The sequence below is a fragment of the Nitrosospira sp. NRS527 genome (assembly GCF_018406445.1).
GTDB lineage: Bacteria > Pseudomonadota > Gammaproteobacteria > Burkholderiales > Nitrosomonadaceae > Nitrosospira > Nitrosospira briensis.
Genome location: NZ_AP024515.1, coordinates 1,442,416 through 1,457,789, shown reverse-complemented (window position 1 = coordinate 1,457,789; position 15,374 = coordinate 1,442,416). Strand labels below are relative to the sequence as shown.

Below are 15,374 nucleotides of genomic sequence, written 5' to 3'. Positions count from 1 at the left end.
TTCATCTGCTCGGCCATCTGGCGACCCGTTTTTTCATAGTTTGACGCGATCAAGCCGCAAGGCATTGGTAACCACGGATACCGAACTCATCGCCATGGCTGCACCGGCAAACATCGGTGATAGCAACAGACCGAAAGCGGGATAAAACACACCGGCTGCAAGCGGGATGCCAAGGGCGTTATAGCCAAATGCAAAGGTAAGGTTCTGGCGAATGTTGCGCATGGTGGCACGCGACAACACCATGGCACGCGCGATACCGCGCAGATCGCCCTTGACAAGGGTAACGCCCGCGCTCTCCATGGCCACATCGGTGCCGGTACCCATTGCAATCCCCACATCTGCTTGCGCCAGCGCAGGCGCATCATTGATGCCATCCCCCGCCATCGCCACTTTATGCCCCTCCACCTGTAGCCGCTTTATGTGATCGGCCTTGTGCTCGGGAAGCACTTCGGCCAGCACCTCATCAATACCGAGTTTTCGGGCGATCGCCTCGGCTGTGCGTTTTGAATCGCCCGTCAGCATTATGATATGCACGCCCATGCTGCGAAGCGTCGCGATGGCTGCAGGCGTACCATCCTTGACCGGATCGGCAACTGCGGCAATGCCGGCGGCGATGCCATCGATAGCAAGGAACACTACCGTCTTGGCTTCGATCCGCCAGGCTTCCCCCCACTCTTCCCAGCGCTGCGTATCAATATCGTGCTGTGCGAGAAAATTGCGGCTACCGACAAGCACGCGCTTGCCATCGATATCGGCCTGCACACCGAGGCCATTGACTGCATTGAAAGCTTCCGCGGCTCCGGGTTTCAAGTTGCGAGCCTTGGCGCCCTCGACGATTGCTTGCCCTATTGGATGCTCGGAAAGCTGCTCCACCCCTGCCATGAGCGCAAGCGCCTCGTCATGTGCAATGCCTTCCACATCAAAATCCGTTAACGTAGGCCGGCCCAGGGTCAGCGTACCAGTCTTGTCCACCACGACGGTATCGATATCACGCATGCGTTCGATTGCTTCCGCATTACGGAACAGAATGCCCGCTCGGGCGCCCTGCCCCATCGCCACTGTCATCGAGATGGGCGTAGCGAGACCGACGGCACACGGGCAGGCAATGATAAGGACCGCAATGGCGTTGATAAACGCATAGCTGAATCTTGGCTCCGGGCCGAGAAACCACCAGGCAAGCGCGGTAACGATGGCAATAGCGATAACGGTTTGGACAAAATACCCCGCGATGGTGTCGGCAAGCCGTTGTATCGGTGCACGGGTACGCTGCGCCTCGCCAACCATGCGAACAATACGCCCAAGCAGCGTGTCTGCGCCTATGCGTTCAGCGCGGATGACCAATGAGCCATTACTGTTCATAGTCGCGGCGGTGATTTTATCGCCCTCAGCCTTGGCTACCGGCATGGGCTCGCCGGTTATCATCGACTCATCCACTCGGCTGGCGCCTTCCAGCACAGTACCATCGACCGGAATTTTCTCTCCCGGCTTTACACGCAACCGGTTTCCCACCGCCACCGCCTCAAGTGGCACCTGTTCTTCCATCCCATCTTCGCGCAGACGCCAGGCTTGATTGGGCGCAAGCGTCAGCAATTGCTGGATGGCCCGGCTGGTCTGCCCCATCGCTCGCGTCTGGAGATATTCGCCGAGTATCACCAGCGTTACAATAACAGCCGCAGCCTCAAAATAGGTACTTACCGCGCCGCCGTGCCCGCGGAACTCTGACGGGAACCAGCCTGGCGCAAGCACGGCAGCCAGACTGAAAAGATAAGCCAGTCCCACTCCCAGACCGATCAGCGTATACATATTGAGCGCGCGTTGGGTAAGCGACAACCAGAATTTGTGCAGGATCGGCCATCCAACCCACAACACAACCGGTGTCCCCAGCAAGAATTCGATCCACCCACGTGAATGCGGCTCGAGTCCGAACGGTTCACGAATGCCGATCATTGGCGACATTGCGACCAGTACCAGCGGAAATGACAATGCGACACCGACCCATAATCGCCGTGCGAGATCATGCAACTCGGAATCATCCGCTTCGCCCGCACCCGCACCTGTACCGGCAATGTGCACCAGCGCCATGCCGCAGATAGGGCAATCGCCGGGTGCACCGCGCACGATCTCCGGATGCATCGGACACGTCCATTGGGCTCCCGCTGCTGCTTTAACACCTGGGGGCGCAGAATCCTGATGATTCTGATCGTGAGCGTGTGGCGGGTGCGAATGTTTCAGATCTGTGTTCATTGCTGATTCTTGGAAATCATCACTGATAGTGGAATAGGCTTCCAAGCGGTGCTGGCAGAATGTGCCGAATTAAACCGGAATAAACGAATTTTTCTCGGCCCTGATTCATATTAGGCCAATTTTTGATATTTGAATAATTTGAAGGGGAATTATCTGTTGCCAGTTAGTTACGTGCATCGGGCACTCCGAGCGGAACCTTGTGATGAGTTTACGTCGGCGGCAGGAGGAATTTCTCGACGTTTTGCTCGAACGCTGCCATGATGAGAAAGTCACGCTGATATTTTTCAGCTGACAAGCGCCTCGCCAGCTATTTCATACGCTTCATGCATTTACATGAACTGTATGAAAACGCTGGGCGGAGTAACAAGGGCCTTAGACGGTGATGTGTGGCGACTAATCCGAGTTAACCGAGTGGAGGAAAAAATGTTGATATCACGTATCGTTAAAGTGTTAGGCATGACCGCTGTATCGGGTGTATTAACCACTGCTGGCGTTGCGGGCGCCGATGCGGTCATAAAAATTGACGGGTCGAGTACCATGTATCCCATTACCGAAGCGGTGGCTAAAAATTTCCAGGCAACCCAAAAAAATGCGATCAAAGTAGCGGTCGGCGTCTCCGGCACGGGTGGCGGCTTCATGAAATTCTGCCGCGGTCAAATAGACATCGTCAATGCTTCCCGTCCCATTCAGGGAAAGGAAATGAAGGTTTGCAATAAGGCCGACGTGGAATATGTCGAATTGCCGGTGGCGTTTGATGCAATAACAGTAGCGGTAAATCCGAAGAATGACTGGGCCAAAACCATGACTGTGGCCGAATTGAAGAAAATATGGAGCCCCGCCGCTCAAGGTAAAATCACCAGATGGAGCCAGGTAAATCCGGCATGGCCAGATGAGGCATTCAAGCTCTACGGCGCCGGTGTGAATTCCGGCACGTTTGATTATTTTACGCAGGCCATCGTCGGCAAGGCAAGATCCATCCGCGGCGACTTTACGGCATCCGAGGACGACAACGTGTTGGTCCAGGGTGTGGCAAGCGACAAGAACGCGTTGGGGTTCTTCGGTTTTGGATACTATGTAGAGAATCAGGAGAAAGTCAGGGCTGTCGCCATAGACGATGGTAGAGGCGAAGGAATCATTCCATCCGTCGAAACGGTGGAAGATGGAACCTATCGGCCTTTGTCCCGGCCCATTTTTATCTACGTGAACATGAAGAAAGCAGAGAAACCTGAAGTCAAGGAGTTTGTTACGTTCTATATCAAAAATGCCTCCGCCCTAGTGAGAGGCGCCCAATATTTCCCGCTACCCCCCAGAGCTTATAGAGCCGATACGGAATTCTTCAAGACGAAGAGGTTGGGAACGGTATTCGACGGTTTTTTGCCGGTAGGCATCACAATCGACGATCTGCTCCAGCGAGAGGCCCGTTTTTATGAAAACTGATCCTGAATCTGGCAGTTAGTGTCGCTTTCGAAACATCGGTAGATCCGGGTTTCGGCCCGGAACTCCGATGCATCCTGATACCAATCGATGACCTCGCCGGCTATCTCATTGCGTGTGTCCATTTCCGAACGAGCATCCTTAGCTCGCCCCTTACCGGTTTGGTGGCTGCCATTAGGCGAGAATCGAAGCGATAGCTAAGGTGAATGTCACAGCACTCTCCTTTGTGGGTTGGTTAAAAATGATCAGCTGTTTTGGCGGGTTCCGCTTCGCTCAACCCGCCCTACCGAACCGGTCTTTGATGGATTACGCTTCACTTCATCCATATCGACCATAGTATATATATCATTATTTTCATAATATTATATATTAAAGTTAAAGAGAACTCTGCGAGTGAAACACCTGGTAAAGTAGGTCAATTTATGACCTTGTGAAAGCAGCATCAATTAAATGTCATATATCTATTTGTTTGTGCAAGCTCCATTCTTTGACAATTGCATAAATGGCGGGGATGACGATCAAGGTAAGCAGCGTGGACGACACCATGCCCCCGACCATAGGCGCGGCAATGCGCCGCATCACTTCCGAACCGGTGCCGGTGCCCCACATGATCGGCAACAGGCCCGCCATGATCGCCACCACAGTCATGATCTTTGGCCGCACGCGCTCCACCGCACCTTCCATCACTGCTGCATAGAGGTCGGTCACCGTCGGCCGGTCGCCAGTGGATGCACGTTTCGCCTTTATTGCATCCCAGGCGTGATCAAGATAGATCAGCATCACGACGCCCGTCTCTGCGGCAACGCCCGCGAGTGCAATGAAGCCCACTGCTACCGCAACGCTGAGATTGTAGCCAAGCAGCCATATCAGCCAGATACCTCCCACCAATGAAAAGGGGACTGACAGCATGACGATGAAGGTTTCGGTGAACCGTCGGAAATTAAGGTAGAGAAGCATAAAAATGATCGCCAGGGTAAGCGGCACGACCACCTTCAGCTTCTGCTTGGCGCGTTCCATATATTCGAACTGGCCGCTCCAGGTCGCGTAATATCCGGGCGGGAATTTCACCTGCTCGCGCACCGCCTTTTGTGCCTCGGTCACGTAACCGCCGATATCGCGGTTGCGAATATCGATGAAGATGTACGCTGACAGCAGCGCGTTTTCGGTACGAATGCTGGGTGGCCCCTTGATCGTCTTGACGCTTGCCACCTGTCCCAATGGGATCATGCCGCCGTTCGGGAGAGGCACCAGGACCTGAGTGGCGATGGTAAGAGGATCTTGCCGCAGTTCGCGCGGATAGCGTACGGTAACACCGAAACGCTCGCGGCCCTCTACCGTGGTTGTCAGCATCTCGCTGCCAAGCGCCACCGAAATCACTTCCAGCAGGTCGCCGACCGATAACCCGTATCGCGCAAGCTCGATACGGTCGGGTTCGATATCGAGGTAGTACCCGCCGGTCGTGCGTTCCGCGTAGGCACTGGTCGTTCCGGGCACCGTTTTGACGACAGTCTCGATCTGCCTGGCGAGCTCCTCCATTTCGCCCAAGTCCTTACCAAACACCTTGATGCCGATCGGTGTGCGGATGCCGGTGGCGAGCATGTCGATCCTGTTCTTGATCGGCATGGTCCAGGCATTGCTGACTCCCGGTATTTGCAATGCCTGATCCAGTTCTGCTATCAGACTGTCTATGGTTACGCCAGCACGCCATTCACTTTCCGGCTTCAGGTTGATGATCGTCTCCGCCATTTCCAGCGGGGCCGGGTCGGTGGCGGTATTGGCGCGTCCCGCCTTGCCGAACACTGACTCGACTTCGGGGAAGGTCTTGATGATCCTGTCCTGGGTCTGCAACAGCTCAGCGGATTTCGTGACCGACAATGCCGGCAAAGTGATCGGCATAAACAACAAGCTTCCCTCGTTCAGCGTGGGCATGAATTCACTGCCCAGCTTCATCGCCGGGAATACTGAAAGCGCGAGCGTAATAACCGCCATGGCTATGGTGAGTTTCTTCCAGCGCATGACCCAGGCAATGACGGGGCGGTAGATCCATATCAGAAAGCGGTTAATTGGATTTTTCTGCTCGGGCATGATCTTGCCGCGAATGAACAGAAACATCAGCACCGGCACCAGCGTGATGGACAATAGTGCCGCGCCCGCCATCGCAAAAGTTTTGGTGTAGGCGAGCGGCGCGAACATCCGTCCTTCCTGCGCTTCCAGCGTAAATACCGGCAGGAAGGAAACGGTGATGATGAGCAGGCTGAAGAACAATGCGGGTCCAACTTCCCGACAGGCGTCAATCACTATCTGAAGGCGTGGCGCACCGGGCGGCGCGCGCTCGAGATGCTTGTGGGCATTCTCTATCATGACGATGGCCGCATCTACCATGGCGCCGATGGCAATGGCGATACCCCCCAGGCTCATGATGTTGGAATTGAGCCCCAGCATGTGCATGGCGGTGAGCGCGATGAGCACGCCGATGGGCAGCATGACGATGGCGACGAGCGCACTCCTTGCATGCATGAGAAATACAATGCAGACCACCCCCACAATGATACTTTCCTCGATCAGGACCCGTTTCAGATTGTCGATGGCGCGATGGATCAGGTCCGAACGGTCATAAACAGCCTGTAGCGACACGCCTTCCGGCAAACCGCTGGAGATTTCCTTGATCTTGCTTTTCAGGTTGTCAATGACGTCAAGCGCATTCTGGCCGTAACGCGCCACGGCGATGCCGGAAACCACTTCGCCCTCACCATTCAGTTCGGCGATCCCGCGCCGCTCATCCGGTGCCAACTCGACTCGCGCCACGTCGCGGATCAGCACCGGCGTGCCTTCCGTAGCCTTGACCACGAGATTTTCGATATCGGAAATACCGCGCAGGTACCCTCGGCCTCGCACCACATATTCGGTCTCAGCCATCTCGATCACCCGCCCGCCCACGTCGCGGTTGCTCGCGCGGATCACCGCTGCGACCTGGTTGAGGGAAATCCCATAGGCCTGCAGCTTGCGCGGTTCCACAGTAACCTGATAGGTTTTGACGAATCCGCCCACGCTCGCCACTTCGGCCACACCTTGGGCTTTGGTAAGTTGATAACGCACGAACCAGTCTTGTATGGTGCGCAGTTCCGCGAGCGTATGCTGGGCAGCCACCACAACATATTGATACACCCAACCGACACCGGTAGCGTCCGGTCCCAAGGTCGGGGTAACACCGCGCGGCATGCGCCCCGATGCAAAATTAAGGTATTCGAGTACCCGTGTGCGCGCCCAGTAGATGTCGGTGTGATCCTCGAAAATGACGTAGATAAAGGATGCGCCGAACACCGACAGGCCCCGCACCACCTTGGATTTGGGCACCGCCAGCATGGCCGTGCTCAAGGGATAGGTAACCTGGTCTTCGACCACCTGCGGCGCCTGCCCCGGGTATTCCGTGTAGATGATGACCTGTACGTCCGAGAGATCCGGAATCGCGTCCAGGGGCATGCGGATCACGGCGTAGATGCCCAGGCCGATCACGAACGCGGTCCCCAGCAACACCAGGAACACGTTGCGTGCGGACCATTCGATAATTCGGCCCAGCATGTCAGTGCCCCCGCTGATCGTTGACAGCGGGACTGACAGCGGGACTGGCAGTTGGGCTGGCATGCAGCGGCTGGATGCGAACGATGACATATTCGCCAGCCGACTCCTCGACTATCTCGAAATCGACCTTCTGGCCGGGCTTCAGCGACTGCAGCAATGCCGGATCCCCGGCACGGAAATCCATGGTCATCGCTGGCCAGTCGAGGCTGACGATCGGATCATGTGCAATCGTTACTGTCGCATGCGCCCAATCCATTTCTTTAATACTGCCTACGCCATGATGACTCGCCGGCACAGGTGCGACCCCCGGTGTGGTCATGGATGTGGCGGGCGTGACCTGTCCGTTCTCGCCGGGTATGGAACCCTGGTGGTGGCCGAAGCCGCCTAGCGCCGCCTTGAGGTTACTCTCCGCGTCGATCAGAAAGTTCGCGCTGACCACAACCGTTTCCCCAGCTTCCAATCCCCCCAGCACTTCAACATAGCCATCGGCGTGGATGCCCAGTTTTACCGTGCGCGGCTCAAACCGGCCTTCGCCCAAATCAACCAACACCAGCCGCCGTGTGCCGCTGTCAAGCACAGCCGAATCCGGCACGGTAAGCACCTTGTTTTTACTGTGAGTCGAGGCTAACTCCACCCTGCCGTACATGGCAGGCTTGAGCAATCCCTGAACGTTGGAAAGTTCGATACGTACTTTTGCGGTACGGGTTTCGGGCATTACCGTGGGATAGATGAACGTGACCTCGCCGTTGAACACTTTATCCGGATACGCATCCATCCTGATGGTGGCGCTCTGGCCCCGCTGCATTATTCCCAGATCCTGTTCGAACACATCCGCCAGCACCCATACCTTGGAGAGATCGGCAATCTGGTACAGTGCTTCGCCGGCCATGAAGCGCTTTCCCTGGATTGCGGGTTTTTCGATCACTGCGCCGCTGGCTGGGGAACGCAAGGTGACATACCGTTTGATCCGGCCTTCTTCCTGCAGCGCTTGCAGGTCGAAATCCGATATGTCCCAGTTGCGCAGCCTCTGCAAGGCATTCTCTGACAGGCGCTGCATGCCCGCCCGAACCTCCGGCCCGCTTCCCTCGACCGACCGCATCCCTTTCCTGGCAATAAGGTATTCATGTTGTGCTGTGATCAGTTCAGGACTGTACACATCCATCAACGCCTCGCCTTTTTTCACCGCCTGGCCGGTGGTATTCACATAAAGCCGCTGGATCCAGCCCTCGAACTTGGGCGCCACGGTATATAGCCGCCGCTCATCCGCCTGTACCGTTGCCACCGCCCTCACGGTACGGATGAGTTCGCGCAGCGCGACAATCTCGGTTCTCACGCCCAGCTTTTGTATTTTTTCGGTACTGATCTTCACCATGGAGCTATCAGATGGGGATTCTTCGCCCTCGTAAACCGGGAGGTAGTCCATGCCCATGGAGTCTTTCTTCGGTACCGGCGATGTGTCAGGGTGTCCCATCGGATTGCGGTAATAGAGAATCTTCGGCTTAGGTGTCGACGTCCCGGACTTTTGCGACTCAACCGTAGACGTAGGGGTTACGGATTTAGCGCTGCCCCACCAATATCCTGCGGCCAAGGCCGCCGCGATCAAGGCGATAACCGCTATCAATCTGGTGATGGTTTTCACAGAGGCTCCGCCGGGATGGGCAGGTGGCCTGGTGACGGCGGTTTGCCGGTGAGTAAATCAATTTCCGCCAACGCCTTGTTATAACCCGCCATGGCTGTCGCCAGACTGATCTCATAGTTGAATACCGTCATCTGGCTATCGAGCAGCGTGAGAAAGTCGACACGGTTGACCTGGTACGCGGACATTGCCGATTCAACCGTAAGTCGGGCCTGTGGCAGGATGGCGGTCTGGTAGAGCCGCGCCGATTGCAGGTTTTGCTCGGCCAGCGCCATCTGCTGACGCAGGCTGGCGGCTACCTCATTGCGCTGCGCCTCGTACATGCTCTGGGCCTGATCGCGCTTCGCCAGGGCTTCCGCAACGCGCGGCGCGAGCTTGTTTTCGCGCCACACCGGCAGATTGACTGCTACAGTCAGGGTTATCATGTCGGGGCGCCTACTGCCGTCCAGCATATTATCGCGCTGACCGTACGCCAGGCGTACATCGAAGTCGGGGTAGTAATTTTTGCGCGCAAGATCCAGCGCTTTTTCGTTACGTGCCACAATACTTTGCAGCGCCAGCAATTGCGGTCGCTGCGAAAGAGCAGTTTCTCGCAACGATTCCAGACTCAAGGTTTCTTCGCGCAATTGCGGCGGCTCAGGCACAGGTGATGTAAGGATTGCATTGCGGCCTAGTGCGCGAATGAGCTCGGCCTCAACTGTCGGTCGTTCACGCCCGAGCTTGAGCAGTTCGTCCAGCATTCTGGATACTTGCGTCTGCGCCTTCAGTGCATCGGCTTGGCTTCCCATGCCTACCCCGTAGTGTTGCTCGGCAATGTGGCGCATATCTTCCAGGATCAGCTTGTTTTTCTCGACCAGCCGAGTCTTTTCAAGGATGAGCCCCAGCTCGAAATAAGCTGCCTTGATATCGCGTGCTACACGGTTCACGGTTTCCTGGTAACCATGGCCAACACTCTGCGCGTCCTGCATTGCGACATCCTTGCGCAAACCGCGCTTACCGGGGAACGGCACGCGCTGGGACAGACCGATCATTTTCATGGTCATGTCATCGCGATTGAAAGTTGATGATACCAGCGGCGCATTGATCACCCCTGCTTCGAGAATGGGGTCGTCGAGCGCTTCGGCCGGGGCTATTCTCTGGCTGGCGGCCTCGTGCTCCCGCAAAGCAGACCGGATTTCCGGATTGCTTTCCATTGCTTCCGCGATCAGTGCAGCCAAAGCGGTAGCGCCATTTGTTGCGGATGCTTCCATGGCAGGTCCAAAAGTAGTCGAGGTACTCTCTGGCACAACGGCGCTAACGGGGGCTTCTGCTTTTACATTCGCTGAAAATATAGCCATGGCAAAAAATGCGGCGGTTGCCGCGCTTTGAATCATTCCGGCCGGTTTTCCGGCATCTATTGATCTGGCGCTTCCAGTGCTCTTTGCGATTTTGCACAGGCTTCTCGCGGCAAGACGCCGCTGAGCATGAGTAACTGGAATCTGAATGGCTGCGGACGGCATTTCCTTTGGGAGCGCCCCGAGTTTTTCAACGCCGAGTCGCTGCGATGCAACAGGGAATGAGAGGTTCATCCTGATTTCCTTAACATATGGTGGCAGAGCAGCCGATAAGGCAGTACATCGGCTAGCGGTTTCCGTTAGCGCTCTCGGCAACTGCAACCGCCATGAGGCGCTACCGCAAAAAATCTTAAGTATGAATTAGGTAAACGATTGCCGATGCAACAGGCGGATTTCTTCTGTTGAAGAATTAAGCGAGGGGAGGACGCTGCGGTTGCTGCAGACTGAAGGAGAAAAAATGAGAATTAAAAGAGGTAGCATAAGAAAATCCGCCGGCGAAATTCAGAGCCGCAGGTGCCGAAGGCAGGCCGTTGCCGCTGATGTGGCAAACAACTCCATCGCAGGAAAGGACGAAGCCCGCTTCACTTTCGGCGTCATAATCGCCATGCAGTTGCTCATGACTACTGCCGCCATGCTGGCTGCAGGCAAACTGGGGACTCGCGGATGGAATGGCGGAAGAGAGTTGAACTACGTGAGCTTCAAGCCCGGCTGACATATTCCTGGCTTGCGCACACAACGGCATAATGGCAGCGAGCGCACCTTGCAGCGGCAGTGCCAACATGATTAGAATCAGTATAAACGTGTGTGTCCGCAACATCATGTCATCTAGTATGCGTATTTCTTCCATGTAGAGCAAGTATGCGCTATAAAATCGAGGTCTTCCAGCCATGAACAAAAAAGCCGACAAAAAAGAAAAAGAAACGGACAAGTCCGTGTCCGATATATCCAAAAAAACCTATGAGGACACGCTATACAAACTGCAGATTGAACTCGTCAAGCTGCAGCGGCACTTCATCAAGTGTGACGACAGGATTCTGGTCATCTTCGAGGGCCGGGATGCGGCCGGAAAGGATGGCACGATCAAGCGTATCACTGAGCATCTGAGTCCGCGCGAGACACGCGTGGTCGCCCTCGGCATCCCCTCGGATCGGGATCGGAGTTCCTGGTATTTTCAACGTTATGTTCCATATCTGCCCGCAGCGCGAGAGCTCGTGCTGTTTAACCGCAGCTGGTACAACCGGGCGGGTGTGGAAAAGGTAATGGGTTTCTGTACTGAAGCCGAGTATGAAGAGTTCATGAACTCGGTGCTGGATTTCGAGCATATGCTGATCCGTTCCGGCATCAAGCTCCTCAAGTATTACCTCGACATCAGCAAAACTGAACAGGCAAAGCGGTTGGATGAGCGCAAGAAAGATCCGCTCGCTCAATGGAAAATCAGCGGGCTAGACAAGCATGCGCTAAAGAAGTGGGATCAATACAGCCTTGCGCGCGACAAAATGCTGGCCAACACGCACAGTTTTATATCGCCATGGATAATTGTGCATGCCGACGACAAACCGCTGACGCGGCTCAACGTCATCAAGGATATACTCAGCCGGCTTGATTACGCAGACAAGGACGAGCGGCTGATTCTTTCGGATCCGCAGATCGTTACCCCATTTGCGATCTCATCCATCGAGAAAGGCCTGCTGGCTTCGTAACGAAAACCAAACTCAAATTGGCAGTACCGTCTCAGCACTCTGGAGCTTGCCGGCGCTAACCGCAATGTCACTGGCAACACCGTGAATATATCAACACGGCCGGTAATTTTGCCGCTATCACCCACATCCCACTGCGCCGCTGGCGCGGTGAACCGGAAAGGACTACTGTTTTCCGCGTTCCCACCAGGCGGTGGCCCATTCAATTTTCACAAACCACTGAATATGCTACAACAATAAATATTCTGGCGATAACCGAGATACTTTTAACATAGCAAAGTTGACAAAGTGCCATGCAGTTAGTACTCTATCTCCTGGTGGCCGGGTTTGCATACAGCGAATGTCGCGGCGTCAATTCAGACTCTTCGCAGCTTTCGCATGATAATAAACAGGTCTCTGGCAATGATATCTACTTTCGGTTTATTGGTTGCCTGTGCACCGATGAGCCGATATGAAGCGGTTAAAAGTCCCGCGATCCTTAAAGCCGTTCAGAATGCCAGAACATATGGCGACCACAATGCCTTGGCAAAGCGTTTTGAAAATCTCGCCAAGGAAATGCGCATGAAAGCAGAGGAACAGAAAAGATTACTTGAGCATTATCAGGAAAAAAGCTATCTCTACGGGAGACAAGCGCAGGACCGGAAATCGCATACCTGGGCTTTAATGCACCGGTATGAACAAGCGGCAAAGACAAGCCTCAGTAAAGCAGCGGCTCACCGGCAAATGGCGGCAAAACTCAAGCAGGATGATCATGGTACTTTTATCCGGCAAACAGATAACACCCGCCAATAATCCTAAAACTACTGAAAAACAATTGAGGTAAACGTATCAAGGCGACCGTTTTTGCCATATTTGTAGACCCGCAATTCAAGGTCGCCGATAGCAGCCGAATCAGGGCTATTAGAAGGTGACGTTAAACGATGAATATGAAATCAATCTGGCTAATATGCAGGGAAGCATCGTTGCTGTCATTGATAAAGAAGTGCCTCCCGCTCGTAATTCTTGTTATCTTTACCTTGATCAGTATCGCTGCGTTGAACGGGCTGGCGAGGAATATCGCCCAGAAAAGGGATTTTTTCAGCGATCCGTTGTGCACCGAGGCATTATGGAAAAAAACCTATCATGCCGGCCACGATTTGCCTCACGAAAGCACGCTACCAGAAAAGATCAAAACGGTTAAAGGCAAAAAAGCGTTTAGACCAACGTTAAATCATCTGGCGAACAAAATACTGACACCCGGCTATTTACAGGAGCGGATGAGGATGTTTGAACCGGAAGTATGGGAAGTATGCAACCTTTGCTGAACAATCGGACCGACGACAGGAATTAAACCAGCAACCGATCAGGGTTTAGCGGTGCCTTATACAAAGCACTGCGTTATCATGGCGGCAGTTCACTTACCTCCCCTCCATGCCTGATATCGAAACCTTCTTTTCCGCTGCTGGCGCGCTTGCCCGCACCGTGCCGGGTTACAGCGCGCGCGCGCAGCAACTTGAAATGGCGCAGGCAATAGCGGAAACCATCGCCGCAAATTCTCTTCTCGTTGCCGAGGCAGGCACAGGCACAGGCAAAACCTTTGCGTATCTGGTCCCGGCGTTGCTGGCTGGCGGCAAAGTGATTATCTCCACCGGCACCAAGACCCTGCAAGATCAGCTCTTCAACCGCGACATTCCTACCGTGCGGACGGCGCTCAAGGCCCCGGTCACCGTGGCGTTATTGAAAGGACGAGCCAACTACGTCTGTCATTACCACCTGGAGCGCACGGTGCAGGAGGGTCGCGCCATCCTTGCCAGCCGTGAAGAGGTGAAGTATCTGAAGCTGATTGAACGCTACGCCGCCGTCACCAAAAGCGGTGATAAAAGCGGATTGAGCGAAGTGCCGGAAAACGCCGCGGTCTGGCAGCAGGTGACTTCCACACGCGACAATTGTCTCGGTTCGGAATGCCCGCATCACAAGAATTGCTTTGTCATGGAAGCCCGCAAGCAGGCGCTTGCAGCGGATGTGGTCGTAGTCAACCATCATCTGTTCTTCGCAGACGTCATGTTGCGCGATGAAGGCCTGACGGAACTGCTCCCCGCCTGCAACACAGTAATATTCGACGAAGCCCACCAGTTGCCGGAAACCGCCAGCCTGTTTTTTGGAGAATCGGTAAGCACCAGTCAATTGCTGGAGCTTGCTCGCGACTCCGAAGCGGAAGCGGTACGGGGCGCAAAAGATTTTACCGCCCTGCCCCCGGCCATAGCGGCAATGGAAAAAGCGGCACGCGACTTTCGGCTGACTATCGAGGGCGAGAATACGCGCCTGCCGCTGGCCGCTACGATGAAGAATGCCAAATTCGGCAGTGCGCTGGATGAACTGCTGAAAAAACTCGATGCGCTGGTAGATATGCTGGAAAGCCAGGCAGAGCGCTCAGAAGGACTTGAGAACTGCTGGCAACGTGCGCGAGAGATTTCCAGCAACATAAAACGCTGGCGTGACCAGGCAGAGGCCGAAGGGTTTGTGCGGTGGGTGGAAGTGTTCAGTCACGCGCTGCAGCTCAACGCCACGCCGCTTTCCATCGCGGAAATTTTCAACAAACAGTTGAGCGGGTCTCCCCGCGCATGGGTATTCACTTCCGCCACGCTTTCGGTAAAAGGCGATTTCTCGCACTACAAAAACGAAATGGGCCTGGATACGGAATTGAATCCCGCACAGTCAGCCTGCTGGGAGAGCCCATTCGACTTTGCCAACCAATCCCTGCTTTATGTACCCACCGGCATGCCCGAACCCAACAGCCGGGAATATACCGAAGAAGTGATAAAAGCCGCACTGCCGGTAGTGAAAGCCAGCCGTGGCCGTGCGTTTTTCCTGTGCACCAGCCTGCGCGCAATGAAACGCGCGCACGAACTGCTGCTGGAGGCATTCGAGCGGGAGAAACTCGACTATCCCATACTGCTGCAAGGCCAGGGCTCGCGCTCCCATATGCTGGAACGCTTCCGTAAAATGGGCAATGCCATACTTATCGGCAGTCAATCCTTCTGGGAAGGCGTGGATGTACGCGGTGAGGCGTTGTCGGTCGTGATAATCGACAAGCTGCCCTTTGCCCCGCCAGACGACCCGGTGCTCGCCGCGCGCATAGACAAAATCAACAAGGAAGGACGCAATGCCTTCATGGAATATCAACTGCCCCGCGCGGTCATCAACCTCAAGCAAGGCGCGGGCAGATTGATCCGCGATGAAACCGATCGTGGCGTACTGATGATTTGCGACCCGCGCCTTATAACCAAATCGTATGGAAAAAAGATCTGGCAAAGCCTGCCGCCGATGAAGCGCACGCGAGAACTGGCTGAGGTGGAGGCATTCTTTGCCATGAATAATGAGGCCGTCGTGACCAGTGACTCATAACCGGCCGGGTATTCAGATTCGTAAACGGTTTTAGTATGGTTGCGACCTTGCAGGCTTATCCACCGC

At 55.0% G+C, this 15,374-nt stretch carries 10 protein-coding genes; 6 read left to right on the top strand and 4 right to left on the bottom strand.

The genetic code is table 11. From position 1 onward, the window contains the following. Positions 1-33: 33 nt before the first annotated feature. Positions 34-2,244: a copper-translocating P-type ATPase gene (locus KJS40_RS06475; RefSeq protein ID WP_213539524.1), complete on the bottom strand. Its 2,211-nt coding sequence runs from the start codon at positions 2,242-2,244 to the stop codon at positions 34-36. Between the two features lie 423 nt (positions 2,245-2,667). Here KJS40_RS06475 and KJS40_RS06470 point away from each other — a divergent pair, with 423 nt between their 5' ends. Next, positions 2,668-3,681, top strand: coding sequence for a PstS family phosphate ABC transporter substrate-binding protein (locus KJS40_RS06470; protein WP_213539523.1), 1,014 nt, complete (start codon positions 2,668-2,670; stop codon positions 3,679-3,681). A gap of 450 nt (positions 3,682-4,131) precedes the next feature. On the opposite strand, the gene KJS40_RS06465 is transcribed toward KJS40_RS06470, so the two are convergent. Genes KJS40_RS06465 through KJS40_RS06455 form a run of 3 tightly spaced genes read right to left on the bottom strand, consistent with a single transcriptional unit; the run spans position 4,132 to position 10,461 of the window. Beyond that, a complete protein-coding gene (locus KJS40_RS06465; protein ID WP_213539522.1) occupies positions 4,132-7,257 on the bottom strand; it encodes an efflux RND transporter permease subunit in 3,126 nt (1,041 codons plus the stop codon). Position 7,258: 1 nt separating this feature from the next. Then, complete coding sequence (locus KJS40_RS06460; protein ID WP_213539521.1) at positions 7,259-8,896, bottom strand: efflux RND transporter periplasmic adaptor subunit; 1,638 nt, start codon at positions 8,894-8,896, stop codon at positions 7,259-7,261. Next, a complete protein-coding gene (locus tag KJS40_RS06455) occupies positions 8,893-10,461 on the bottom strand; it encodes a TolC family protein (RefSeq protein ID WP_244859733.1) in 1,569 nt (522 codons plus the stop codon). The genes KJS40_RS06460 and KJS40_RS06455 overlap by 4 nt, the downstream gene beginning before the upstream one ends. Before the next feature lie 223 nt (positions 10,462-10,684). Here KJS40_RS06455 and KJS40_RS06450 point away from each other — a divergent pair, with 223 nt between their 5' ends. The 5 genes from KJS40_RS06450 (at position 10,685) to KJS40_RS06430 (ending at position 15,308) form a co-directional block, all read left to right on the top strand. Next, entirely contained in the window at positions 10,685-10,939 is a 255-nt protein-coding gene (locus KJS40_RS06450; protein ID WP_213539520.1) for a hypothetical protein, read from the top strand. Between the two features lie 175 nt (positions 10,940-11,114). Continuing rightward, positions 11,115-11,927 (top strand): polyphosphate kinase 2, encoded by an 813-nt coding sequence (ppk2, locus tag KJS40_RS06445; protein WP_213539519.1) that lies wholly within the window; start codon positions 11,115-11,117, stop codon positions 11,925-11,927. Between the two features lie 438 nt (positions 11,928-12,365). Continuing rightward, positions 12,366-12,716: a hypothetical protein gene (locus KJS40_RS06440; RefSeq protein WP_244859732.1), complete on the top strand. Its 351-nt coding sequence runs from the start codon at positions 12,366-12,368 to the stop codon at positions 12,714-12,716. Positions 12,717-12,940: 224 nt separating this feature from the next. Beyond that, positions 12,941-13,228 (top strand): hypothetical protein, encoded by a 288-nt coding sequence (locus KJS40_RS06435; RefSeq protein WP_213539517.1) that lies wholly within the window; start codon positions 12,941-12,943, stop codon positions 13,226-13,228. 106 nt (positions 13,229-13,334) lie between these two features. Next, complete coding sequence (locus KJS40_RS06430; protein WP_213539516.1) at positions 13,335-15,308, top strand: ATP-dependent DNA helicase; 1,974 nt, start codon at positions 13,335-13,337, stop codon at positions 15,306-15,308. Positions 15,309-15,374: the final 66 nt, after the last annotated feature.

What these genes read in the sequence shown, in the direction of transcription:
- KJS40_RS06475 (WP_213539524.1), bottom strand. Translation starts at nt 2,244, where the DNA reads ATGAACACAGATCTGAAACATTCGCACCCGCCACACGCTCACGATCAG.
- KJS40_RS06470 (WP_213539523.1), top strand. Translation starts at nt 2,668, where the DNA reads ATGTTGATATCACGTATCGTTAAAGTGTTAGGCATGACCGCTGTATCG.
- KJS40_RS06465 (WP_213539522.1), bottom strand. Translation starts at nt 7,257, where the DNA reads ATGCTGGGCCGAATTATCGAATGGTCCGCACGCAACGTGTTCCTGGTG.
- KJS40_RS06455 (WP_244859733.1), bottom strand. Translation starts at nt 10,461, where the DNA reads ATGAACCTCTCATTCCCTGTTGCATCGCAGCGACTCGGCGTTGAAAAA.
- KJS40_RS06450 (WP_213539520.1), top strand. Translation starts at nt 10,685, where the DNA reads ATGAGAATTAAAAGAGGTAGCATAAGAAAATCCGCCGGCGAAATTCAG.
- ppk2 (WP_213539519.1), top strand. Translation starts at nt 11,115, where the DNA reads ATGAACAAAAAAGCCGACAAAAAAGAAAAAGAAACGGACAAGTCCGTG.
- KJS40_RS06440 (WP_244859732.1), top strand. Translation starts at nt 12,366, where the DNA reads ATGAGCCGATATGAAGCGGTTAAAAGTCCCGCGATCCTTAAAGCCGTT.
- KJS40_RS06430 (WP_213539516.1), top strand. Translation starts at nt 13,335, where the DNA reads ATGCCTGATATCGAAACCTTCTTTTCCGCTGCTGGCGCGCTTGCCCGC.